The following is a 22,318-nucleotide window of genomic DNA, read 5'->3' as shown; positions in this document are numbered from 1 at the left end:
GCTCAGGCCAGCTTGCCGACGGCGCCTTCGAGCAGCGCCCACGCCTCGGGGCCGAAGCGGCCCTTCCACTCGCCGTAGAAGCCCGATTCGCGCAGCTTGGCGCGAAAGCTCTCGGCCACCGGGCGGTTGATGCTGAGGCCCTTGGCCTGCAGGTCGCCGACCACCGATTCATTGAGTTTCTTGATGTCCTCGCGCTGCTGCATGCCGGCGTCGTTGATGGCGCGCGCCACGATGGTCTTGAGGTCGTCGGGCAATGCTTCCCACGCGCGGCCGTTGGCAACGAACCAGTAGCCGTCCCAGATGTGGTTGGTGAGCGAGCAGAACTTCTGTACCTCGAACAGCTTGGCCACCTGGATGATCGGCAGCGGATTTTCCTGCGCATCGACGATCTTGGTCTGCAGCGCGGAATACACCTCGCTGAACTGCAGGCTCGCGGGCGCGGCGCCCAGGCCCTTGAACATCGAGATCGACAGCGGGCTCACGGGCACGCGGATCTTCAGGCCGTCCATGTCCTTGGCATTGGTGACCGGCGCCTTGCTGCTGGTGGTCTGGCGAAAGCCGTTGTCCCACATCTTCTCGAAGGCGTAGAGGCGCGACTTGGCGATGGCGCCGCGCACGTGGGCGCCGAGCTTGCCGTCCATCGCGCCCCACACCTGGCCGTAGTCGTTGAACGCGAAGCCCACGGCGTTGATGGCCGCGACCGGCACCAGCGTGGCAATCACCAGCGCCGAGGGCGTGAAGAACTCGATGCCGCCCGAGCGCACCTGCGCCAGCATGTCGGTGTCGCCGCCGAGCTGGTTGTTGGGGAAGATCTTGATCTCGACCCGGCCCTTGCTTTCCTTGGCAATGCGGTCGGCCGCCTCCTGCGCGCGGATGTTCAGCGGATGGCTGAGCGGCAGGTTGTTGCCGTACTTGTACGAGAACTCCGCGGCGCGCGCGATGCGCGGCAGCGCCGACACGATGCCGGCGGCGGGGAGGGCGGAAAGCGTGCGCAGGGCACTGCGGCGGGTCTGCAAGGTCATGTTTTGTCTCCAGGATCTTCGGAATGCGGTTGATGCAATCTGATGCACCATTGGATTCGAGCCACAGCGAAGATAAAAGGATGCATGATCCGGGTCAAACTCGATCTTGATGGTTTTTGATGTATGCGGGATAACCCTTCAACCGATGCGCGGCGCGCCCGCGTGGTCGACATCGCACGGGCCGCGCAGGTGTCGACCGCCACCGTCGACCGCGTGCTCAACCGCCGCCCCGGCGTGCGCGACGCCACGGTGCAGCGCGTGCTCAAGGCCGCGGGCGAGCTCGACTACCTGCCGGGCCCCGAGCTCTATGCCGCGCTCACGCCGCCGCCTTTGCGGCTGGTGTTCCTGCTGCCGGCCGGCACCAACCGCTTCATCCGCATGCTGGGCGACATGGTGGGCTATTCGCAGGAGCACTGGGCGCCGTTCAACGTGCAGTGCCGCACGGTGTTCATCGAGAGCTTCAACCCGCACGAGCTGGCCGATGCACTGCGCCGCCATGGCCAGCGCTGCGACGGCATCGCGATGATGGCGCTGGAGCACCCGGCGGTGCGCGAGGCGGTGGCGGCGCTGGCGGCGCGCGGGCTGCCGGTGGTCACGCTGATCTCCGACCTGTCGAACTCCGAGCGCGCCGCCTTCGTGGGGCTGGACAACCGCGCGGCCGGCCGCACCGCGGGCTACCTGATCGGCCGCTTCATCGGCGCGCGCGCCGCGAAAGTCGCGCTCATCGCGGGCAGCCTGAGCTACAAGGCCCACGAGGAGCGCGAGGCGGGCTTCCTGCACGTGATCGACGAGATGTTCCCGCGGCTCGAAGTGGTGGGCCTGCGCGAAGGCCAGGACGATGCGGGCAAGAACTACCGCCAGACGCGCGCGCTGCTGGAGCAATACCCCGACATGGGCGGCATCTACAACATCGGCGGAGCGTCCGACGGCGTGGCGCGCGCGCTGAAGGAAGCGGGGCGCGAGCAGAAGGTGGTGTTCATCGGGCACGGGCTCACGCCCGACACGCGTACGCTGCTGATCGACGGCAGCATGGATGCGGTGATCACGCAGAGCCCGCACACCACGCTGATGAACTGCGTGCGCATCTTCGCCAACCTGCGCGACGGGCGCGACGCGCTCAGCGGCGTGGAAACCACCCGCAGCCAGGTGATCTTTCGCGAGAACCTTCCTTAGGTTCGTCTCGCGACGAGGCCTTCGTTCAGTAGGCCGCGCGCGGCGCGGGCTCTTCGGCCGGCGGCGCACCGCTGAAGTCGGCCGCGAGCCTGCGTGCCGCGCCCGCATACAGCAGCACGTCGACACCCACCGCGACAAAGCTGCAGCCCAGTTCCAGGTAGCGCCGGGCCAGCTTCGGATCCGAGGTCAGCGTGCCCGCGGCCTTGCCCGAGGCCACGATGGTGCGCATCGCGGCTTCGATCGCGGCCTGCACCTCGGGGTGCCCGGGCCGGCCGCGGTGGCCCATCGACGCGGCCAGGTCGGCCGGGCCGATGAAGACGCCGTCGATGCCGTCCACCGCGCAGATCTGCGGCAGGTTGGCAAGTGCCGCCACGGTTTCGGCCTGCACCAGCAGGCAGACTTCCGCATCGGCCACGTCGAGGTAGTCGGTGCGCGCGCTCCACTGCGAGGCGCGGCCCACCGCGCTGCCGACGCCGCGGATGCCCAGCGGCGGATAGCGCGTGGCCGACACCAGTGCGCGCGCCTGCTCGGCCGTGTCGACCATGGGCACCAGCAGGTTCTTGGCACCGATGTCGAGCAGCTGCTTGATGAGGGCCGTGTCGCCCTGCACCGCGCGCACCACCGGCTGGGCGCGGTGCGGCGCCACGGCCTGCAACGCGGCCAGCGTCGAGCGCAGGTCGTTGGGCGCATGCTCGCCATCGATCAGCAGCCAGTCGAAGCCGGCGGTGGCGCTCACCTCGGCCATGTACGGGTCGGCCATCGAGAGCCAGAGGCCGATCTGCGGCTGTTGGGTGGCCAGTGCTGTCTTGAAGGGGTTGAGGGCGGGCATGAGGTCTCTTGAAGGTGTTGCGTGGGCGTGTGGCGTCAGTCCAGCTGGCCCTGGCAGACGTATTTGGTGTGCAGGTAGTCGTCCAGCCCGTGGACCGAGCCTTCGCGGCCGTAGCCCGAATCCTTCACGCCGCCGAAGGGCGCAGCCTCCGCGGCCAGGGCGCCTTCGTTGATGCCGACGATGCCGGCTTCGAGCGCATCCGCCACGCGCCAGATGCGGCGCAGGTCGCGCGAGTAGAAGTACGCGGCCAGGCCGAAGGGCGTGTCGTTGGCCTGGGCCACCACCTCGGCTTCATTGGCGAAGCGCGTCAGCGGAACGACGGGGCCAAAAGTTTCTTCGCAGGCGCAGGCCATGGTGGCGTCGGCATTCACGAGCACGGTGGGCGCGAAGTAGTTCGGCCCCAGCGCGGGCAGCCGCGTGCCGCCGGCGAGCACGCGTGCGCCGCGCGCCACGGCGTCCTGCACATGGCGCTCGATCTTCTCGATGGCACGGGCATTGATCATCGGGCCGATCTGCGAGGCGGAGTCGCCGGCCGGGCCTACGCGCAGTGCCGCAACGCGCGCGGCCAGCAGCTCGGCAAATTCGTCATGCACGGCCTCGTGCACGAACACGCGATTCGGGCACACACAGGTCTGGCCGCCGTTGCGGAACTTGGCCGCCATCAGGCCGTCGACCGCGGCGTGCAGGTCGGCATCCTCGAACACGATGAAGGGCGCATTGCCGCCGAGCTCGAGCGAGAGTTTCTTGAGCGTATCGGCCGAGCGGCGCGCGAGGTGCTTGCCGACCGGCGTCGATCCGGTGAAGGTGATCTTGCGCACGCGGGCATCGTCGAGCCACACGTCGACCACCTCGGGCGTGCGCTCGCGCGAGGCCGTCACGATGTTGAGTACGCCCGCGGGCACGCCGGCCTCCTGCGCGAGCCTGACGAGCGCGAGCGAGGTCAGCGGCGTGTCCTCGGCCGGCTTGCACACCACGGTGCAGCCCGCGGCCAACGCCGGCGCGATCTTGCGCGCGATCATCGCGGCCGGAAAGTTCCACGGCGTGATGGCGGCCACCACGCCCACCGGCTCCTTGATGGCGAACATGCGCCGGCCGGGAACGGGCGCGGGAATCACGTCGCCGTTGGCGCGCGTGGCCTCTTCGGCAAACCACTCGATGTAGCTGGCGGCGTAGGCCACTTCGCCGATGCCTTCGGCCAGCGGCTTGCCCTGTTCGCGCGAGATCAGGCGGCCCAGATCGTCCTGATGCGCGAGCACCAGGTCGTTCCAGCGCTTGAGGATCTGCGCGCGCTGCTTAGCTGGCGTGCGGCGCCAGGCGGGGAAGGCGGCGTGCGCGGCATCGGCGGCGGCACGCGCTGCATCCGCGCCGGAGTCGGGCACCTGCGCGATGAGCGCGCCGGTGGCCGGGTCGGTCACGTCCAGCGTACGGTCGGCGGCGCTGCACCATTCGCCGGCAATGAAGTTGGCGGTGCGCTGCAGTTCGGGGCGGTTGAGGGTAAGGGACATGTCCGTCGGCGTCAAAAAGGGGAGAAGGTCAACTTACGATGCCGAGGTGCCACGGCACGAACTCGTGGTCTCCCAGGCCCAGCGCTTCGCTGCGCGTGCGCTCGCCGGAGGCGTGGCGCAGGATCTGTTCGAAGATCTGCTGGCCCAATTCAGGCACCGAGAGTTCGCCGTCGATCACCACGCCGCAGTTGATGTCCATGTCCTCCTCGAGGCGCTTGAACATCGGCGTGTTGCTGGCCAGCTTGATGGTCGGCGCGGGCTTGCTGCCGAACATCGAGCCGCGTCCGGTGGTGAAGCAGATCAGCTGCGCGCCGCTCGCGATCTGCCCGGTGACCGCCACCGGGTCGTAGCCCGGCGAATCCATGAAGACGAAGCCGGCCTGGTCGATGGGCTCCGCATATTCGTACACGGCCTGCAGCGGCGTGGTGCCGCCCTTCATGGCCGAGCCGAGCGATTTCTCGAAGATGTTGGCCAGCCCGCCGGCCTGGTTGCCATGCCCGACCACGCCGTTGAACTGCGCGTTCTGGCCGGCCGTGTAGCGCTCCCACCAGGCCAGCCGGTCGAGCAGCTTCTGGCCGACCTCGGGCGTCGCGGCGCGCCGCGTGAGCATGAACTCGACGCCGTGGATCTCGGGCGTTTCGGAAAGAATGGCGGTGCCGCCGTGGCGCACCAGCACGTCCATGGCCGCGCCCAGCGCCGGGTTGGCGGTGATGCCCGAGAAGCCGTCGGAGCCGCCGCATTCCAGCCCGATCTTCAGGTGGTTGGCGCCCACGCGGGTGCGCTGCGCGGCGTTGGCCTCGGGCAGCATTTCTTCCACCGCGCGGATACCGGCCTCGATGGTCTGGCGCGTGCCGCCCACCTCCTGCATCACCATCGTGCGCATCAGGCGGCCCTGCTGCAGGCCCTGCGAATCGACCAGCGCATCGACCTGGTTGCGCTCGCAGCCCAGGCCCACGATCAGCACGCCGGCCAGATTGGGATGGCGCGCATAGCCGGCCAGGGTGCGGCGCAGCACGTCGAAATGCTCGCTCGGCGACGACATGCCGCAGCCGCTGGTCTGCGCGAAGGCGGCCACGCCGTCTACGTTCGGAAAGGCCGCGAGCCGCTCGGGCGTGAAGTGCGCGGCAATGCGCTTGATGACGGTGGCCGAGCAGTTGACCGACGACAGGATGCCGATGAAGTTGCGCGTGCCCACGCGGCCGTCGGCCCGCACAAAGCCCATGAAGCTGGCGCGCTCGGCCTCGGGCACGTAGGCCACCGGCCGCAGGTCCTGGCAGAAGGCGGGGTCGCGGTAGGAGTCCACCAGCGTCAGGTTGTGGCTGTGCACGTAGTCGCCGGCCTCCAGGTCGCGCGAGGCCACGCCGATGACGGTGTCGTACTTCTTCACCTGCTCGCCGGCTGCAATGGCGCGCGAGGCGATCTTGTGCCCCGCGGGAATCTGCGCGCGTGCGCGCACGCCGAACTCGGCAATCGTCTCGCCCAGGGCAATGGGCGTCTTGGCAACCAGCACGTTGTCGTGCGGGTGCAGGCGAAGCAGGGGGCTGTCGTTCATCAACCCTTCTCCATCAGTTCCTTGAGATTGAGCTTGCGGATCAGCTCGGTCTCCTGCCTGTAGACGGCTTCGACGTACTTGCGGTAGTCGGGGCCGTCCTGGTACATGACCGGCGCGTCGATGCTGTCGGCCACCTTCTTGAATTCTTCGCTGGCAACGGCCACGCGGAACGCGTCGCGCAGCTTCTTTTCCACCGCCGGCGGCAGCCCGCGCGGCGCGCCGATGCCGTTGGGTGCTTCCACCACCACGTCGTAGCCCAGCTCCTTGAGCGTGGGCGTGTCCTTGAAGCGCGGCGTGCGCGCCTCGCCCCAGGTGGCGAGCAGGCGCAGCTTGCCGCTTTCGACGTGCGGCGCCCAGGAGCTGCTGTCGGCCAGCATGTCGACCTGTTCGCCCAGCACGTCCTGCAGCGCGGCCGAACCGCCCTTGTAGGCAATGGCATTGAACTTGACGCCGGCCGCCTGCGCGAACTGCTCCATGCCCACGTGGGTGGCGCCGCCCACGCCGGCATGGGCGTAGCTGACGACGCCGGGCTTGGCCTTGGCCTGCGCCACCATGTCGCGCAGCGACTTGAAGGGCGAGCTGGCCGGCACCGCGATGCCGAAGGTCTGGCCCGAGGTGCGCGCCAGGTAGCTCAGGTCCTTGAGCGGATCGATCTGCACGGTGCCGATCTGCGCGAAGCGCGTCACCGAGATGGGGATCTGGCCGATGGTGTAGCCGTCCGGCCGGGCCGAGGCCAGCGCCTTGGTGCCGATCATTCCCGAGGCGCCCGCACGGTTCTCCAGCGCAATCGGCTGGCCGAGTTCGCGCGCGGCAATCTGACAGATGGTGCGCATCGAGCGGTCGGCGGTGCCGCCCGCGGGCCACGGGCAGATGAAGGTGATGGGGCGTTCCGGATAGTCGGCCGCGAAGGCGCGGCCGGTGGCGGTGGCGAGCGCGGCGGCGCCGAGGCCGCCCAGCACCAATTGGCGCCGCTGCAGGGTGCGAGAGAAGGTCATGTGTGTCTCCGACGATTGTTGTTCGAGAAAGCTGGGCGCATTCTTCAGTAGACAATCATTGCAATCCAATGAAATAGCGGACTCGCTTCATAGCCCGGAGGTTATGAAGAGAAAAATGCCGCACACACCACGATGAGCCAGATCGACCGCGTCCTGCGTTCCAACCTCAAGTTGCGCCACCTGCAGATGCTGGTGGCGCTCGACCAGTTCCGCCACCTGGGCCGTGCGGCCGAGTTCCTGTCGGTCACGCAGCCGGCGGTGTCCAAGTCGCTGGTGGAGATCGAACGCATGTTCGGCCTGGCGCTGTTCGAGCGCTCCACGCGCGGCACCGAGCCCACGCCCTATGGCGAGAGCGTGGTGCGCTTCGCGCGCTCGGTGCTGGCCGACTACGACCGCACGCGCGACGAGATCGCGGCCGTGGCCAGCGGCGCTGCGGGCCGCACCAGCGTGGGCGCCATGGTGGTGGCCATGCCGGTGCTGCTGGCGCGCGCGGTCGAGATGCTCAAGGCCAACTCCTCGCAGACCACGGTGCTGGTGGAAGAGGGCGACCTCACGCGCCTCTTGCCCAAGCTGCGCCTGGGCGAGCTCGACCTGTTCGTGGGGCGGCTGGAGCCCGGCTACGCGGCGCCCGACCTCGAAACCGAGGCGCTGCATGCCGAGCCCATGCAGGTGGTGGTGCGGCCCGGGCATGCGCTGGCCGCGAAGCGCCGACCGGGCTGGGCCGACCTGGCCAGGGAGCGCTGCGTGATGCCGCCGCCCTGGGCCTCCTTGCGCGTGAAGCTCGACCAGATGTTCTTTCGCGATGGGGTGCATCCGCCGGCGGACATCATCGAATCGGCCTCCTTCCTCGCACAGATCAGCTTCCTGCAGCAGCGCGATGCCGTGGCCTTCATGGCGCGTTCGGTGGCGCGGCATTTCCAGCAGCAGGGCATGCTCAAGGTGCTGGCGCTCAAGGTGCCGATCGAGCTGCCGCCGGTGGGCCTCATCACCATGCGCGGGCGCCGGCGCACGCCCAGCACGCAGCAGTTGATCGATTGCCTGCGGCGTGCGGCCAGGGCCAGATCCACGGCTTGAGGCGGCGCCGCGGCTTTGCGGCGCGGCATCCCCAATTCATGGGTATGCACTCTGCAGTGCCTTCGGAGACCATTCGGACATGTATTTGCATACCCTGGTCGCCGATCTGCCGCATCCGGACCGCACGGCATTGGACGAGGCCAGCGAACTGCGCTCCTACCAGTGCGACGAAACCGTTCTTGCCTCGGGCGAGTGGACCGACCGGGTCTATTGCGTGGCGAACGGGCTGCTCCAGGTGGTGAGCCACGGACGCGCGGGTGGCGCCGATGTCGTCACCGACCTGATCTGCCAGCACGACTTCTTCCTTGGCCCTTCGCTCAGCGAAGACCGCTACGAGGCGAAGCACACGCTGGTGGCGGCCGAGGCTTCATCGGTGTACCTGATTCCCGTGGCGGCCATGCGCGGGCTCTGCGAGCAGCACCCGCAGGTGGCGCTGAAGCTGCTGGGCATGGCCATCGAGCGCACGAGGGCCATGCGCGGGCAGCTCGGGCTGGGATAGGCGCGGGCCGGCGGCGGCCGATGCGCTATTTGCCCGGCGGCGGGTTGGCCGGAGCCGTCTGCGGCGCGCTCTGGGTTGGTGTCGACGGCTTGACCGGCCCTTCCTCGCGCGTCTGGGTCAGGAAGTTGTAGGCCAGCGCCAGGATGAAAACGAAGATGGCCGCGCCGATGCCCCAGCGGAACACGCGCGCGTTGTCGCGTTCGTCGGACTTGACTTGTCTAGAGGGCTTCATGCTTGGAACGCTGCGCCGGTGGATCGGCGCGAAGTGTCGGACGGCGGCTCGGCTTCCTGTCGCAGAAAACAGGAGCGGGCGGGCGTTCAGGCCTCGGCCCTGGCCCGCTCGATGATGCCGCGCACCATGGCCGACAGCGTGCAGAGGTAGCGCGCGTCGGCCGAGAGCGAGCGGCTCATGGCGTGGATGAGCTCGCCGAAGTCCTCGTCCGCCGGGACGCTGCCGGCAGCGAGCCGGTGGCGCGACAGCGCGTCTCGGATGCGGCTCTGCACCTGCACGTAGTCGGCGCGCAGCAGCACGCTGCGCGCGAGCAGTACATCCAGGTTCAACAGGTCCAATGCGGTCATGGATGTTCCTTCACTGTTTCGCGGAACGACCTCGGCCCGGCGTGGTGTCGAAGAAGATTCGGGCGGAGGCCGGGCGCGCCGCGTCAGAGTTGACCCTGGCCATCGCCGGTGCGGTCGTGCACCCAGCGCATCGCCTGCTGCTCTGCGTGCCGCAGCGCCTCCGCCTCGGTGGCATAGGCGATCTCGTCGGTGTCGCTGGGCAGCGTCTCTTTTTGCTCCGGGCCATGCCCCCGGCCAAGGCACACGACCACGGGGCGGTACACGCCCGGGCCCGTGCGCTGCGCACCGTACTTGAAGTGCCAGCCCCGGTAGATGAAGTCGATGCCCGGTTCTTCGGTGCCGCTTCCGGCGGCTGCGTCCTGCGTGTTCATTGCGAATGCTCCTTGGGCGCGGGCACGCCCATCCCGCCTTGCGCGCCTTGCGCGCGAGCGCCGCATCGCTGAGCGGCGCCACCGGCCGCATGGTTCAGGCCGCGCGAGAAGAAGTACTGCATGGCAATCGAAGGTGCTGCGTAGGAACCTTTCGCATCTGAGGTGGCAGCGCAGACTACATCCAGCGGCCGCGGCAAGATACCGCGCCGCGCACCGCAGGACCGGAGGCTCCGGTCCCGCATTGACTCCAATGCCCCCATCGAATCCCCCGCCGTCACCTGCCGCCGACAAAGGCGAGCTTGCGCCCAGCGCGCTGGGCTTCCCGGTGGTCGGCATCGGCGCATCCGCGGGCGGACGACCTGCTGGTGTCGGACCTCGGCATGCCCGAGATGGATGGCTACCAGTTCATTGCCGAGGTGCGGCGGCGGCCGGCCACGCGCGAGCTTCCTTCCATCGCGATGTCCGGCTTCGGCCGCCGCGCCGATGCGCGCCGGGCGCTCGAGGCAGGCTTCAACGCGCACCTGCCGAAGCCCGCTTCGCTCGATGAACTCAAGGCCGCCATCGGCCGGCTGTGAGAGCTTGCGCTAGCGTGGCGCGCGGTAGATGAAACCGCTGGCCGGCGCGATCCATTCGGCCTCGCCAGTGGCGTGCGCTGCGTGCGCCGCGGCGCGGCCGGTGAAGAGCATGCGTTCCTCGGCCAGCAGGAATTGCCGCGCGGGCCCGCCCTGGCCGGCCGGGCCCGGCTCTTGTACATGCAGCGTGGCGCCTGCAAGGCGCAGCGTGTCCCCGGGCTGCGGCCACAGCGCGGCGGCATCGGGCCATGCCGATCGAAGCCCCTCGAGCGACGCGGCCGAGGGCTGTGTACCCGCCCCTGTCCAGAGCAGCCACTTCACCTGGCCCGGCGCCGCGTTCTGCGCCAGGCCGTGCGGCAGGGGGTCGATCAATGCCCAGTGGCCGCCTTCGCCGCCGACGAAATAGCCGTGAGGCGAATCCGCTGCGCCGGCCACGCGCTGCACGCGCGCCGACAGCCGCGTGACGAGGCCGGGCTCGAGCGCGTAGTGCGCATGGCCCTTGCCTTCGGGATCGAGGTGGCCGATCTCCTGGTAGGCGGCCTCGTCGATGTTCACCGCGCGGCGGCCCGCGGGCCCGTCGGCCAGGCGAGGCATGTTCAGCACGATCCGCGTCAGCGCCCGCGCATGCGCCATGCAGTCGGCGGCGCTGCCGAAGCCTGCGAGTTCTTCGAGCGTGCGCCGCGTCACGTTCATCAGCTTGAGGCCGCGGCGCGGGTCCGCCGCCTCCGCGGGCTTGAGCCACATGTGCGCCACGGTCTCGCGGCCGTCGGGCTTCACGGCCTGGCCCGGTGGCATCTGCGCAATGAAGAAGCGGGTGTCGAAGCGGCGCGGCATGCCGGGCGGCGTGAGCCAGTGGCTGAAATAGGCGAGCCGGTCCATCGCCAGGCGCCAGCCCTGCGCCTCGCACATGGCGAGTAGCGCATCGGTGCCTTGCTCGGCGGCATGGCGCATGGATTCGAGCCGGCCCGGCGGCAGACCGTCGAGTTCGGCCAGGCGGTCGCCGGCGTCGCTTGCGAACAGGACGCCCGCTTCCTCGAAGCATTCGCGCACCGCGGCGGCGTAGTAGTCGAGGCCGCCATCGGGCAGGCCCAGGCGTGCGCTGGCCGCGGCGTCGTCCAGGCCCTTGCACATCAGGTGCAGGCGGCGGTCGTGCGCATCGACCACGCCGCCCGGAAACACGCTGGCGCCGCTGTTCTGGTCGTCAGCCTTCTCGGCACGGCGCAGCAGCAGCACTTCCATGCCGTCGGCGCCGTCGCGCAGCAGGATCAGGGAGGCCGCGACGCGGATGGGGCGCGGCAGGGACGGCGCTGGGCCCGGCGGGGCCGTTGTCGTCGAAGGCTTGGCATTCATGGGCGCCGATTGTCGGGCCAGATTGGCGGGCCCGTGCCGCGCAGCCGCGCTTCAGTCCTTGGGCGTCAGCTGCCCCGCGGCGCCGCCGGCGCTGGAGTTGGCGGACTTGCCGAGCGATGCGCCCTCGTTGACCTTGGGCGTGGCGACGGGGCCTTCGGATTTTGGGGTCGCCGGCACGCGCCGGCTCGGTGCGGGTCGCACCAGCCGCGGGGCGCGGCCTTCTTTCGACCTGGATGGGCTCATGCTGACCTCCTTGCGTGAATCACCTTATCGCGGCCGCGTCGCACCGATGTCGGACAGCCTGCATGCGGGCGTAGGACGCCGCGCGGCAATGCTTCAGATCGCGCGCTGGTTCACGCGCCTGGAAAGCTGCTCGGCGTTTTCCCTGCGCTCGCTGTAGCGGTCGACCAGGTAGGCGGCCGCATCGCGCGTGAGCAAGGTGAACTTCATCAGTTCCTCCATCACGTCGACCACCCGCTCGTAATAGGCGGAGGGCTTCATCCGACCGGCCTCGTCGAACTCCAGGAAGGCCTTGGCGACCGACGACTGGTTGGGAATGGTCAGCATGCGCATCCAGCGCCCGAGCACGCGCAGCTGGTTCACGGCGTTGAACGACTGCGATCCGCCCGACACCTGCATGACGGCCAGCGTCTTGCCCTGCGTGGGCCGCACGGCGCCCACGCTGAGCGGAATCCAGTCGATCTGCGCCTTCATGATGCCGGTCATGGCGCCGTGGCGCTCGGGCGAGCACCACACCATGCCTTCGGCCCATTGCGCGAGTTCGCGCAGTTCCTGCACCTTCGGATGATCGTCCGGCGCGCTGTCGGGCAGCGGCAGGCCGGCCGGATCGAAGATGCGCGTTTCGCCGCCCATGGCCTGCAGCAGCCGCGCGGCCTCCTCGGTCAGCAGGCGGCTGTAGGAGCGCTCGCGCAGCGAGCCGTACAGCAGCAGGAAGCGCGGTGCGTGGCGCGCCGGCGCGGCGCTGGAGAAACGCTCGGGCGAGGGCCGGTCGAACAGCTCGGCGTCGATGTTCGGAAGCTCAGGCAGCGCGACTGACACGGCGGCCCTCCGCGTCGATGACCTGCTCGCCGTCTTCCTTGGTGAACGGGCCTTTTTGCGGCGAGGGCAGGATGTCGAGCACCTCTTCCGAAGGCCGGCACAGCCGAGTGCCGAGCGGCGTGACGACGATCGGGCGGTTGATGAGGATCGGATGCGCGAGCATGAAATCGAGCAGCTGTTCGTCCGACCACTTCGGATCGTCGAGCCCGAGTTCGTCGCAGGGCGTGCCCTTGCGGCGCAGCAGCGCGCGCGGCGCCATGGCCATGGCGGCGAGCAGCTCGCGCAGCGTTTCCCTGGTGGGCGGGGTCTTCAGGTATTCAATGACGCGGGGCTCTTCGCCGCTGTTGCGGATCAGCGCCAGCGTGTTGCGCGAGGTGCCGCACGCGGGGTTGTGAAAGATGGTGATGGAGGGGCTGGTCGATTGCATTCTTACGATTATGCAACTATTATTGAAATATGGAAGAACAAGTCATCGTCAGATCCCTGGCCGCGCTGGCCCAGCCGGTGCGCCTGCAGGTGTTCCGCGCGCTGGTGGTGGCGGGCCCGGCGGGGCTCACGCCCGGTGCGCTGGTGGAGGCGCTCGACGTGCCGGCCACCAGCCTCTCGTTCCACCTGAAGGAGCTGACCCATTCGGGGCTGGTGACGCAGGAGCGCAGCGGCCGCAACCTGATCTACCGCGCGGCCTTCGGGCAAATGAACGCGCTCATCGGCTACCTCACCGAAAACTGCTGCCAGGGCGAGGCTTGCCTGCCCCAGGCGGCGCAGGCTTGTCCATGCTGAAGGAGAAACAGCCATGAAGCGATTCCATGTGCATCTGAACGTCCAGGATCTGCCGGCGAGCATCGCCTTCTACTCCAGGCTTTTCGCCTCGGAGCCGGCGCGGGTGGAAAGCGACTACGCCAAGTGGATGCTCGACGATCCGCCGGTGAATTTTGCGGTGTCCACGCGCGCCGGCGCGACGGGCATCGACCATCTGGGGCTGCAGGCCGAGAACGAGGAAGAACTCGCGGAACTCAAGGCCCGCGCCGCCCAGGCCGAGATCGAGACCTTCGACGAAGGCGCGACCACCTGCTGCTACGCACGCAGCGAAAAGCACTGGATCACCGATCCGCAGGGCATTGCCTGGGAGCACTTCCACACGCTGGGCAATGTGCCGGTATATGGGGAGACGAGGGCGGTTGCGAGCCAGGGCACCGCATGCTGCGCACCGCGCAGCGAAGCCGTGACCATTCATCCGCGGCTCCACGACATCGGCAAGGTCCAGCAGGCCGCGCGATGACGGTCAACGTGCTGATCCTGTGCACGCACAACTCGGCGCGCAGCGTGCTCGCCGAAGGCATGCTCAACCACCTGGCGCAAAAGGCGGGCAGGGACGTGCGGGCCTACAGCGCCGGCAGCGCGCCGAGCGGCCGGCTGAACCCTTTCGCGCTCGAGGCGCTCGCCAATGCGGGCGTCGACGTGTCGGCCTTCCGCAGCAAGAGCTGGGACGAGTTCGTGGGCGAAGGCAAGCCGGCCATGCGCATCGTCATCACCGTGTGCGACAGTGCCGCGCAGGAAGCCTGCCCCTACTGGCCCGGCAGCCCGGTGCAGGTGCATTGGGGCTACCCCGACCCGTCGAACGCGCCCGGCGGCGACGAAGGCCGGCGGGTGGCCTTCGAGCTGACGCGCCAGGCCCTGGCCTACCGTCTCCTGCAACTGCTGGCGCTGCCGATCGAATCGATGGCGGACGCCGAACTCCAGGCGGCGCTGGCCGCGATTTCCGAAAGCTGATCTTTCCATGAGCTCCAACACCGCCGCCGCCGTGGCGTCTTCCGCACCGCCGCCCGCCATCGGCTTCTTCGAGCGCTACCTCACGGTGTGGGTGGCGCTGTGCATCGTGGCGGGCGTTGCGCTGGGCCAGTGGCTGCCGGGCGTGTTCCGCGGCATTGCCTCGCTGGAGGTGGCCAGGGTCAACGTGCCGGTCGGCGTGCTGATCTGGGTGATGATCATCCCGATGCTGCTGAAGATCGACTTCGCGGCGCTCGGGCAGGTGAAGGCGCACTGGCGCGGCATCGGCGTCACGCTCTTCATCAACTGGGCCGTGAAGCCGTTCTCGATGGCGCTCTTGGGCTGGATCTTCATCCGCCACGTGTTCGCGCCGCTGCTTCCGCCCTCGCAACTCGACAGCTACATCGCGGGCTTGATCCTCTTGGCCGCGGCGCCCTGCACGGCGATGGTGTTCGTGTGGAGCCAGCTGTGCAGGGGCGACCCGTACTTCACGCTGTCGCAGGTGGCGCTGAACGACGCGATCATGGTGGTGGCCTTCGCGCCGGTGGTCGCACTGCTGCTCGGGCTGTCGTCGATCACGGTGCCCTGGGACACGCTCTTGACCTCGGTGGGCCTGTACATCGTGGTGCCGGTGGCCATTGCGCAACTGCTGCGCAGGCAGCTGCTCAAGCGCGGAACGGCGCACTTCCAGGCGGTGGCGGCGCGGCTCGGGCCCTGGTCGATCTCGGCGCTGCTGCTGACGCTGGTGCTGCTGTTCGCCTTCCAGGGCGAAGCCATCCTGCGGCAGCCGCTGGTGATCGCGCTGCTCGCGGTGCCGATCCTGATCCAGGTGTTCCTGAATTCGGGCCTGGCCTATGTGCTCAATCGCAAACTGGGCGTGGCGCACTGCGTGGCCGGGCCGTCGGCGCTGATCGGCGCGAGCAATTTCTTCGAGCTCGCGGTGGCCACGGCGATCAGCCTGTTCGGCTTCCAGTCGGGCGCCGCGCTGGCCACGGTGGTGGGCGTGCTGATCGAGGTGCCGGTGATGCTGCTGGTGGTGGCGGTGGTCAACCGGTCGCAGGGCTGGTATGAAAAAGGCGTGCGGGCCGCCTGACGGTCCGCAGGGCGTGTTCTCCGACATGGGCCGGTGGGCTTTGGGGCCATGATCCGGCGCATCTGCTTGTGTTCGACGCAGCGCCCATGAAGATCGCGACCTTCAACGTCAATGGCATCAACAGCCGGCTTGCGCTGCTGCTCGCATGGCTGGCCGAGGCCCGCCCGGACGTGGCCTGCCTGCAGGAGCTGAAATCCCCGGACGAGAATTTTCCGGCGGCGGCGATCCGCGACGCGGGCTACGGCGTGCTGTTCCATGGCCAGCGCGCGTGGAACGGCGTGGCCATTCTGGCGCGCGGCAGGGAGCCGATCGAAACCGGCCGCGGGCTCGACGGCAACGCCGAGGACAGCCAGAGCCGCTATCTCGAAGCGGTGGTGAACGGCGTGATCGTCGGCTGCCTGTACCTGCCCAACGGCAATCCGCAGCCCGGCCCCAAGTTCGACTACAAGCTCGAATGGTTCGAGCGGCTCAACGCCCATGCGCGCCTTCTCTATGGCTGCGGCATGCCGGCCGTGCTGGCCGGCGACTTCAATGTGGTGCCCACCGATGCGGACATCTACAACCCGGCTTCCTGGCAGGACGATGCGCTGCTGCAGCCCGAAAGCCGCGCGGCCTTCGCCCGCCTGCTGAAGCAGGGATGGACCGACGCGATCCGCACGCGCCATCCCGATGAGGCGATCTACACCTATTGGGATTACTGGCGCAACCGCTGGCCGCGCAATGCGGGCCTGCGCATCGACCACCTGTTGCTCAACCGCGAACTCGCACCCTTGCTGGCCGATGCGAACGTGGACCGCGAGGTGCGCGGGCGGCCCGGCGCGAGCGACCACGCGCCGGTCTGGGCCCTGCTGGACCTGCCCGCGGGTTGATCGAAGGAGGGGCCGTGAACAAAGAGGTTACATTTAACTACCTATCAAGCCGCCTGAACGACGCGTCCCCTTTCCCGCGAGATCCACTCCAGTGACCATCGGAACAACGGCGGATGCCTGCTTTCCCGGCTTCGATGACGGGTTCGTCATGGCTTTCCAGCCGATCGTGGATTTCCAGCGGCGCGAAGTGTTCGCGCACGAAGCCCTGGTGCGCGGCACCTCGGGAGAGGGCGCCTTCGAGGTGCTCTCGCGCGTGAACCCGCGGCACCGCTTCGCGTTCCACGAGGCCTGCCGCGTGAAGGCCATCGAGACCGCCTCGGCGCTGGGCATGGAAACGCGGCTGAGCCTCAACATCCTGCCCAACGACGTGGCGGGACATCAGGACGAGTGCTTCCATACCGCCATGGTGGCCGCGCAGCGCTGCAATTTTCCGGTGGACCACCTGATGTTCGAGATCACCGAAGGCGAACGCGTGGCGGACCTGCCGGCGCTGGCGGCGACCTTCCGCACCTACAAGGGCTATGGCTTCACCTCCGCCATCGACGACTTCGGCGCCGCCTATGCGGGCTTCGAGCTGCTGGCGGGCTTCCAGCCCGACGTGGTGAAGATCGACATGGGCCTGGTGCGCAACATCCACAACGACGCGGTCCGGCTCAGCATCGTGAAGGGCTTCGTGGGCACCTGCAGCGAACTCGGCATCCGGGTGGTGGCCGAAGGCGTCGAGGCTTCGCAAGAGGTGCACGCGCTGCGGGCGCTGGGCGTGGACCTGTTCCAGGGCTACCTGTTCGCCAGGCCCGGCATCGCCACGTTGCCGGCCGTGGCGTGGGACGCCGCCTGAAGAGCCAGCTCAGGCGTTGCTGGTGGCGCGGACCTCCTCGATGGTGGTCTGCCCCGACAGGACCTTGCCGATGCCGTCCTGGCGCAGCGTGCGCATGCCCTCGCGCAGGGCGGCTTCCTGCAGTTCCTCGGCGCGCGCGCCGCCTTGCACCAGGCGGCGCAGCGTCCTGGAGATCACCATCAGCTCGTGGATGCCGACGCGGCCGCTGAAGCCGGTGTTGTCGCAATGCACGCATCCGGGGCTCGAAAAGGCCTGCAGCTGGCCGTCGCGGCCGTGCTGGCCGAGCCAGCCGCTGCGTACGGCTTCGCGTTCGTCCGGTGTCTCCTTTCCCGCGAACGCGTGCATGTAGTCGGCCAGCAGCTCCTCGGTTTCATCGGGGCGCATGGGGCGGCTCTGGATGCAGTGGCTGCACAGGCGCCGCACCAGGCGCTGCGCCAGCACCGCGAGCAGCGAGTCCGCGAAGTTGAAGGGGTCCATGCCCATGTCCAGCAGCCGCGTCACGGTTTCGGGCGCGCTGTTGGTGTGCAGCGTGGAAAGCACCAGATGGCCCGTGAGCGAGGCCTCGATCGCCGTCTTGGCCGTTTCCTCGTCGCGGATCTCGCCGACCATGATCACGTCCGGATCGGCGCGCACGAAGGCCCGCAGCGCCTTGGCAAAGGTCCAGTCGATGCGCGGATTCACCTGCACCTGGCGCAGGCCGGGCTGGGTGATCTCGATCGGGTCTTCGGCGGTCCAGATCTTTCGCTCCGGCGTGTTGATGTGCATCAGGGCCGAGTGCAGCGTGGTGGTCTTGCCCGAGCCCGTGGGCCCCACGCACAGCACCATGCCGTAGGGGCGCTCCACCGCCTTGGTGAGCTCGGAGAGGTTGCGCGGCGAGAGCCCGAGCTTGTCCAGCGCAATCGGCCTGGCCGAGGCCAGGATGCGCATCACCACGTCTTCCAGGCCGTTGGCCGTGGGGATGGTGGCCACGCGCAGCTCGATGCGGTGCTGCGGCGAGTACTTGGCGAAATTGATCTTGCCGTCCTGGGGCTTGCGCTTTTCGCTGATGTCCAGGTCGCACATGATCTTCACGCGCGCGACCACCGCGTTGCGGTAGCTGGCCGGCAGCTCCAGGTGCGTGTGCAGCCGGCCGTCGCGGCGGAACCGGATGCGGGTCTTTTCCTTGCCCGGATAGCTCTCGATGTGGATGTCCGACACGCCTTCGCGGTGCGCGTCCACGATCATGCTGTTGATCATCCGCACCAGCGAGTTGTCCGATTGCTCGATGGCCGTCTCCTCGACGGCCGGCGCGGGACCCTCCTTCTCGAGCGTGACCAGGAGGTCGCTGGTGCCCAGGCTGGTGCCGGGACCGGCGCTGCCGCCGGGGCCCGCGCCGCCGCCCATGTCGAAGTCCAGCGGCCGCGAGGGATCGTGCACGATGGTCGGGTCGGCCGAATCGGTGCCGATCTTGCCGTAGGCCTTGTAGAGCACGGTGTCCAGCACCAGGCATTCGCCGATCACCGGCACCACCTTCCTCTGGGAGATGAACTCCACCTCGTCGATGGCCGAGTGGCGGCTGGCCGGATCGTCGAGCGCCAGGATGAGGCGCCCCTCGTGGATCATGAGCGGCATCACCTGCAGGCGGCGGGCCACGGCATGGCTGATGGTGCGCAGGGCGTCCACGGCCACCGGGAACTCGTGCAGGTTCACGAGCGGATAGCCCATCTTGCGCACCAGCGCGGCCTGCAGCTGGGCCCGCGTCACCACGCCCATGCGCACCAGGGTCTCGCCCAGCGGCACGCTGCGGTCGAGCTGCTGCTGCGCAAGGCCGGCGCGCAGCTGCTCTTCCGTGAGCATGCCCAGCGCCATCAGGGCCTGGCCAATGCGCAGGATGGGCATGCGGCTCTGGACTTCCAGTGCGTGCAGCAATTGCTCGGGCGTGACGACTTCGGTGGGGGACATGAAATGGTTTCTCCTGTGAAGGGGATTCTGAGGCCGCCAGGGCGGGCTTGTCAGCAGGAATGCGCCCCCCGCCAGCGGCAAGGGTGATGCGCAACCACTACCAAAGTTCTCAATCGGAGAAGCCGAAGGTGTTGCGTCCCGCGGCCTTGGCGCGATAGAGCGCGGCATCGGCGCGTGCCAGCAGGTCGGCGGCACCGGCCGAGGCGTCCGCGGCCTGGTGGAAGGCGATGCCGATGCTGGTCGTGACGTTCAGGCTGCGGCCGTCCAGTTCGAAGGGGACGGTGCCTACCCGCTCGACGATCTTTCGCGCGACCGCCACCGCGGCTTCCCGCGTGTGCACGTTCTCCAGCACGACCACGAACTCGTCGCCCGCCAGGCGCGCCACGGTGTCGGTGCTTCGCACGCTGGCCAGCAGGCGCTGCGCATATTCCACCAGCACGCCGTCGCCGGTCGCATGGCCGAGCGTGTCGTTGATGGTCTTGAAGTAGTCGATGTCGAGAAACAGCACCGCCAGCGCGTTGCCCGAACGCTGCGCGCGCGCGATGGCGCCGGGCAGGAACTCGTTGAAGGCGAGCCGGTTCGCCAGGCCGGTGAGCGTGTCGATGCGCGCCAGGTCGATCAGCTTGCGCTCCACCGCCTTCAGGGCGCTGATGTCCAGGCTCAGCGAGAAGATGCCGCGCGTGATGCCGTCGGGGCCGATGTCGGGCACGTAGCTCACGCGCGTGGTGCGCTCGGCGCCGGTGGTCCTGGTCTGCGCCTCGAACTCCACGCGCTCGCCCGCCAGCGCGCGCGCGATCATGGGCTTGCGCGAAAGATACACGTCGGGCCCCACGACGTCGCTCACGTGGCGGCCCAGGACGGCGTCGGGCTCCACGCCGAACCATTCGCGGTAGGTGGCATTGGCGAAGGTGATCTTCTCCTCGCGGTCGATGTAGGTGATGAGTGCCGGCAGGTTGTCGGTGATGGTGCGCAGGCGCCTTTCGCTTTCGGCTTGCCGCAGCTCCGCGCGCTTAAGCGCGGTGATGTTGAAAGTCATGAGATAGAAACCCACGAGCCCGCCCTGCGGGTCCATGTCGGCCACCAGGTTGACCTGGAAAAAGCCGTCCTTCCCGCCCAGCGGCGCCTGCACCGGAAAGCGCACCGACTTGCCCTCGCGCACCAGCGGAAGGTAGGGCCGGATCTGCCGGTGCACCGCCTTGCCCAGCGCCGAGCGCAGCGTGACGTTCTCGAGCGGGCCGCTGCCCAGCCCCGCCATCTGCCGCGCGCGGCTGTTGGCGAAGAGGCAGTTCTCCGCGCTGTCGAAATAGCCCACCAGCGCCGGGATGCTGTCGGTCACGTCGCGCAGCCGCTTCTGCTGTTCGGTCAGGGCCTTGCGTATGTTCACCTCGTCGGTGATGTCGAAGGTCATCGCGAACACGCCCTGCACCACGCCGCTCGCGTCCCGGTCGGGAATGTAGTGGGCCTTGAAGGTGCGGTCGCCGATGCCCAGCGCCGGATCGCCGGATTTCTCGACCACCACCGTTTCACCGGCCAGCGCGCGCTCGTAGGCCGGCGCCACGATGGCAAAGTCCGACGGGCCGCGAACCTCCGGCATCGATTGCCCCACCATGGCCCGGTCCTGGTGCAGGGCCTTCACCTGGGCATTGACGAAGGTGTATCTCAGCGAGGAATCGACGTGCGAGACCAGCGCGGGGATGTTGTCGGCAATGACGCGGACCTGCGCTTCGCTGTGGGCAAGGCTGAATTCGATGCGCTTGCGCTCGGTCACGTCGGAGGTCATGGCGTAGTAGCCGCGGACCTGGCCGGCCTGGTCGCGGTCGGGGATGAGTTCGGTCTGGAAGTAGCGGTCTTCCTCGCCGCGCTTCGCCTCGCCCCGGCTTTCGAAGCTGACGGCCTCGCCGGCCAGCACGCGCCGCACGGCGGCATCCACCGTCTCGTCCTCGCCGATGTTCTGCGCCGTGCGCCCGATCAGCTGGGCCGCACCGCGGTCGAACTTCCTGCACAGCGGGGCGTTCACGAAGGTGTAGCGGCCCTGCGCATCCACGTGCGACACCAGCGCGGGAAGGTTGTCGGTGATGTCGCGCAGGAACTTCTCGCTCGATTTGCGCTGCTGCATCAGCGTGTCGAAGGTGCGCGCGAGATCGCCGATCTCGTCGTGCCGGTAGGTGCGCGGCACGGCCGTCTGCAGGGCCGGGTTGTCCACGTCCAGCATGTGCCGGTGCAGGTGCCTGAGCGGCGTGAGCTGCTGGCGCACGAAGCCCAGCACCGCGGCACCCGCGAGCATGGCGAGCACCACCGCGCCGATCCATGCCGAGCGCTCGATGGCGTCGACCCGGGCGAAGGCTTCCGTGCTCGGGTACATGGACCCGAGCACCCAGTTGGTCTGCGGGATGCGCTTGAAGGCGTAGAGGCCGTGCACGCCCGCATGGTTGAAGCCTTCGGTCGCGCCTTCGTAGCCTTCGACCGGGCGCTCGATCTCGGGATTGCCGACCCCCTTCAGGCCCGTCTGGTTGATGATGCGCTCGGTGCGCGGATGGTCGATCACCACGCCTTCCGTGCTGGTGATGAACAGGTAGCCCGTTTCGCCGAATTTCACGTCGGCGAGCTCGCCCAGGATGTTCCGGTCCTTCAGGTTGATGGCGCCCGAGATCACGTATCTGACGTTGCCGGCGGCGTCGAGCACCGGCTCGGTCATGGCGATCTGCGCCAGGCCGGTGAGCCGGTTGAGGTAGGGCTCGGAGATCACGCCGGCGCGGGCCGCGAGCGTTTGCTGGAAGTACGCACGGTCCTTGATGTTGACCTTGCCGGGCTGCTGCGGGCCGCTCAGGCTCGCGACCAGGTCGCCTTCGGCCGTGAAGAAGGCGACGTTGCTGAACGCCTTGCGAAGCGACGGGTGCTTTTCGAGGAAGGCCTGCAGCGCCGGCGTGTCGGGGAACTCGCTGAGTGCCACGCTGTCGGCGAAGGTCTCCAGCAGCGTGCGGCGGCTCACGAACTTTTGGTCGATGGTGTTCGCAATGGCCGACAGGCGGGCGAAGGCTTCGCTTTCGATGGAGGCCTTTATGCTGGTCTTGACCAGCTGCAGGGCGACCGTCGCAATGGCGAGGGTGGCTGCCAGGACGACCGCGGCAATGCCCAGGCCGAGGCGTGTGTTCAGGCTGATGCGGATGTTCCGAAGACCGGGTAAGTTCATTGGCATGGACGTGCACCGCGATGAGGTCCGCGCTGCGCCT

General features: G+C 68.5%; 24 protein-coding genes. 10 read left to right on the top strand and 14 right to left on the bottom strand.

Annotated features, from left to right (window positions below; all coding sequences use genetic code 11):
• Positions 1-2: 2 nt before the first annotated feature.
• Positions 3-1,022 (bottom strand): TRAP transporter substrate-binding protein, encoded by a 1,020-nt coding sequence (locus IB278_RS04245; RefSeq protein WP_192322726.1) that lies wholly within the window; start codon positions 1,020-1,022, stop codon positions 3-5.
• Positions 1,023-1,145: 123 nt separating this feature from the next.
• On the opposite strand from IB278_RS04245, the gene IB278_RS04240 reads away from it, so the two are divergent.
• A complete protein-coding gene (locus tag IB278_RS04240) occupies positions 1,146-2,195 on the top strand; it encodes a LacI family DNA-binding transcriptional regulator (RefSeq protein ID WP_192322725.1) in 1,050 nt (349 codons plus the stop codon).
• Positions 2,196-2,220: 25 nt separating this feature from the next.
• Here IB278_RS04240 and hpaI read toward each other — a convergent pair whose 3' ends face one another.
• From hpaI to IB278_RS04220, 4 genes are read right to left on the bottom strand one after another with little or no spacing between them, the layout of a single operon-like run.
• A complete protein-coding gene (hpaI, locus tag IB278_RS04235) occupies positions 2,221-3,024 on the bottom strand; it encodes a 4-hydroxy-2-oxoheptanedioate aldolase (RefSeq protein ID WP_192322724.1) in 804 nt (267 codons plus the stop codon).
• A gap of 35 nt (positions 3,025-3,059) precedes the next feature.
• The gene (locus IB278_RS04230; RefSeq protein ID WP_192322723.1) at positions 3,060-4,529 is read right to left on the bottom strand and encodes an NAD-dependent succinate-semialdehyde dehydrogenase; all 1,470 of its coding nucleotides are present in this window, start codon (positions 4,527-4,529) and stop codon (positions 3,060-3,062) included.
• A 28-nt stretch (positions 4,530-4,557) separates the two neighbouring features.
• Entirely contained in the window at positions 4,558-6,081 is a 1,524-nt protein-coding gene (locus IB278_RS04225; protein WP_192322722.1) for a UxaA family hydrolase, read from the bottom strand.
• Entirely contained in the window at positions 6,081-7,076 is a 996-nt protein-coding gene (locus IB278_RS04220; RefSeq protein ID WP_192322721.1) for a tripartite tricarboxylate transporter substrate binding protein, read from the bottom strand. The genes IB278_RS04225 and IB278_RS04220 overlap by 1 nt, the downstream gene beginning before the upstream one ends.
• 132 nt (positions 7,077-7,208) lie before the next feature.
• On the opposite strand from IB278_RS04220, the gene IB278_RS04215 reads away from it, so the two are divergent.
• Positions 7,209-8,150, top strand: coding sequence for a LysR substrate-binding domain-containing protein (locus IB278_RS04215; protein WP_192322720.1), 942 nt, complete (start codon positions 7,209-7,211; stop codon positions 8,148-8,150).
• A gap of 79 nt (positions 8,151-8,229) precedes the next feature.
• Positions 8,230-8,649 (top strand): Crp/Fnr family transcriptional regulator, encoded by a 420-nt coding sequence (locus IB278_RS04210; RefSeq protein ID WP_145743129.1) that lies wholly within the window; start codon positions 8,230-8,232, stop codon positions 8,647-8,649.
• 25 nt (positions 8,650-8,674) lie between these two features.
• Here the strand turns inward: IB278_RS04210 and IB278_RS04205 are convergent, their stop codons facing one another.
• From IB278_RS04205 to IB278_RS04195, 3 genes are all read right to left on the bottom strand, one after another.
• Positions 8,675-8,881, bottom strand: coding sequence for a hypothetical protein (locus tag IB278_RS04205; RefSeq protein ID WP_145743130.1), 207 nt, complete (start codon positions 8,879-8,881; stop codon positions 8,675-8,677).
• 86 nt (positions 8,882-8,967) lie between these two features.
• Complete coding sequence (locus IB278_RS04200; RefSeq protein WP_192322719.1) at positions 8,968-9,228, bottom strand: hypothetical protein; 261 nt, start codon at positions 9,226-9,228, stop codon at positions 8,968-8,970.
• An 83-nt stretch (positions 9,229-9,311) separates the two neighbouring features.
• The gene (locus tag IB278_RS04195; RefSeq protein WP_192322718.1) at positions 9,312-9,599 is read right to left on the bottom strand and encodes a hypothetical protein; all 288 of its coding nucleotides are present in this window, start codon (positions 9,597-9,599) and stop codon (positions 9,312-9,314) included.
• A gap of 299 nt (positions 9,600-9,898) precedes the next feature.
• On the opposite strand from IB278_RS04195, the gene IB278_RS04190 reads away from it, so the two are divergent.
• Complete coding sequence (locus IB278_RS04190) at positions 9,899-10,174, top strand: response regulator (protein ID WP_225612713.1); 276 nt, start codon at positions 9,899-9,901, stop codon at positions 10,172-10,174.
• A 9-nt stretch (positions 10,175-10,183) separates the two neighbouring features.
• Here the strand turns inward: IB278_RS04190 and IB278_RS04185 are convergent, their stop codons facing one another.
• The 4 genes from IB278_RS04185 to arsC form a co-directional block, all read right to left on the bottom strand.
• Positions 10,184-11,521 carry an NUDIX hydrolase gene (locus IB278_RS04185; protein WP_225612712.1) on the bottom strand — a complete coding sequence of 446 codons (1,338 nt, stop codon included), beginning with the start codon at positions 11,519-11,521 and terminating at the stop codon, positions 10,184-10,186.
• 51 nt (positions 11,522-11,572) lie between these two features.
• Positions 11,573-11,764, bottom strand: coding sequence for a hypothetical protein (locus IB278_RS04180; RefSeq protein WP_145743136.1), 192 nt, complete (start codon positions 11,762-11,764; stop codon positions 11,573-11,575).
• A gap of 93 nt (positions 11,765-11,857) precedes the next feature.
• Positions 11,858-12,580, bottom strand: a complete 723-nt coding sequence (gene arsH / locus IB278_RS04175; protein WP_309929192.1) for an arsenical resistance protein ArsH — start codon at positions 12,578-12,580, stop codon at positions 11,858-11,860.
• Complete coding sequence (arsC, locus tag IB278_RS04170; RefSeq protein WP_145743138.1) at positions 12,561-13,007, bottom strand: arsenate reductase (glutaredoxin); 447 nt, start codon at positions 13,005-13,007, stop codon at positions 12,561-12,563. The genes arsH and arsC overlap by 20 nt, the downstream gene beginning before the upstream one ends.
• Before the next feature lie 29 nt (positions 13,008-13,036).
• Between arsC and IB278_RS04165 the strand changes: the two genes are divergently transcribed.
• The 6 genes from IB278_RS04165 (at position 13,037) to IB278_RS04140 (ending at position 17,147) form a co-directional block, all read left to right on the top strand.
• Positions 13,037-13,360 carry an ArsR/SmtB family transcription factor gene (locus IB278_RS04165; protein ID WP_192322717.1) on the top strand — a complete coding sequence of 108 codons (324 nt, stop codon included), beginning with the start codon at positions 13,037-13,039 and terminating at the stop codon, positions 13,358-13,360.
• A 13-nt stretch (positions 13,361-13,373) separates the two neighbouring features.
• The gene (locus IB278_RS04160; protein WP_192322716.1) at positions 13,374-13,859 is read left to right on the top strand and encodes an ArsI/CadI family heavy metal resistance metalloenzyme; all 486 of its coding nucleotides are present in this window, start codon (positions 13,374-13,376) and stop codon (positions 13,857-13,859) included.
• Positions 13,856-14,350: an arsenate reductase ArsC gene (locus IB278_RS04155; protein WP_192322715.1), complete on the top strand. Its 495-nt coding sequence runs from the start codon at positions 13,856-13,858 to the stop codon at positions 14,348-14,350. The genes IB278_RS04160 and IB278_RS04155 overlap by 4 nt, the downstream gene beginning before the upstream one ends.
• A 7-nt stretch (positions 14,351-14,357) precedes the next feature.
• The gene (arsB, locus tag IB278_RS04150) at positions 14,358-15,440 is read left to right on the top strand and encodes an ACR3 family arsenite efflux transporter (protein WP_192322714.1); all 1,083 of its coding nucleotides are present in this window, start codon (positions 14,358-14,360) and stop codon (positions 15,438-15,440) included.
• An 86-nt stretch (positions 15,441-15,526) separates the two neighbouring features.
• On the top strand, positions 15,527-16,309 hold the full coding sequence (locus IB278_RS04145) for an exodeoxyribonuclease III (protein ID WP_192322713.1): 783 nt from the start codon (positions 15,527-15,529) through the stop codon (positions 16,307-16,309).
• Positions 16,310-16,400: 91 nt separating this feature from the next.
• Positions 16,401-17,147 carry an EAL domain-containing protein gene (locus IB278_RS04140; protein ID WP_192322712.1) on the top strand — a complete coding sequence of 249 codons (747 nt, stop codon included), beginning with the start codon at positions 16,401-16,403 and terminating at the stop codon, positions 17,145-17,147.
• A gap of 9 nt (positions 17,148-17,156) precedes the next feature.
• On the opposite strand, the gene IB278_RS04135 is transcribed toward IB278_RS04140, so the two are convergent.
• Both IB278_RS04135 and IB278_RS04130 read right to left on the bottom strand, forming a co-directional pair.
• Positions 17,157-19,088, bottom strand: a complete 1,932-nt coding sequence (locus IB278_RS04135) for a GspE/PulE family protein (RefSeq protein ID WP_192322711.1) — start codon at positions 19,086-19,088, stop codon at positions 17,157-17,159.
• Positions 19,089-19,197: 109 nt separating this feature from the next.
• On the bottom strand, positions 19,198-22,284 hold the full coding sequence (locus IB278_RS04130) for a PAS domain-containing protein (RefSeq protein ID WP_225612711.1): 3,087 nt from the start codon (positions 22,282-22,284) through the stop codon (positions 19,198-19,200).
• Between the last annotated feature and the right edge of the window lie 34 nt (positions 22,285-22,318).

This window comes from Variovorax sp. VRV01, assembly GCF_014852545.1.
GTDB classification, from domain to species: Bacteria; Pseudomonadota; Gammaproteobacteria; order Burkholderiales; family Burkholderiaceae_C; genus Variovorax; species Variovorax beijingensis_A.
This window is presented reverse-complemented; position numbering and strand designations above follow the sequence as displayed.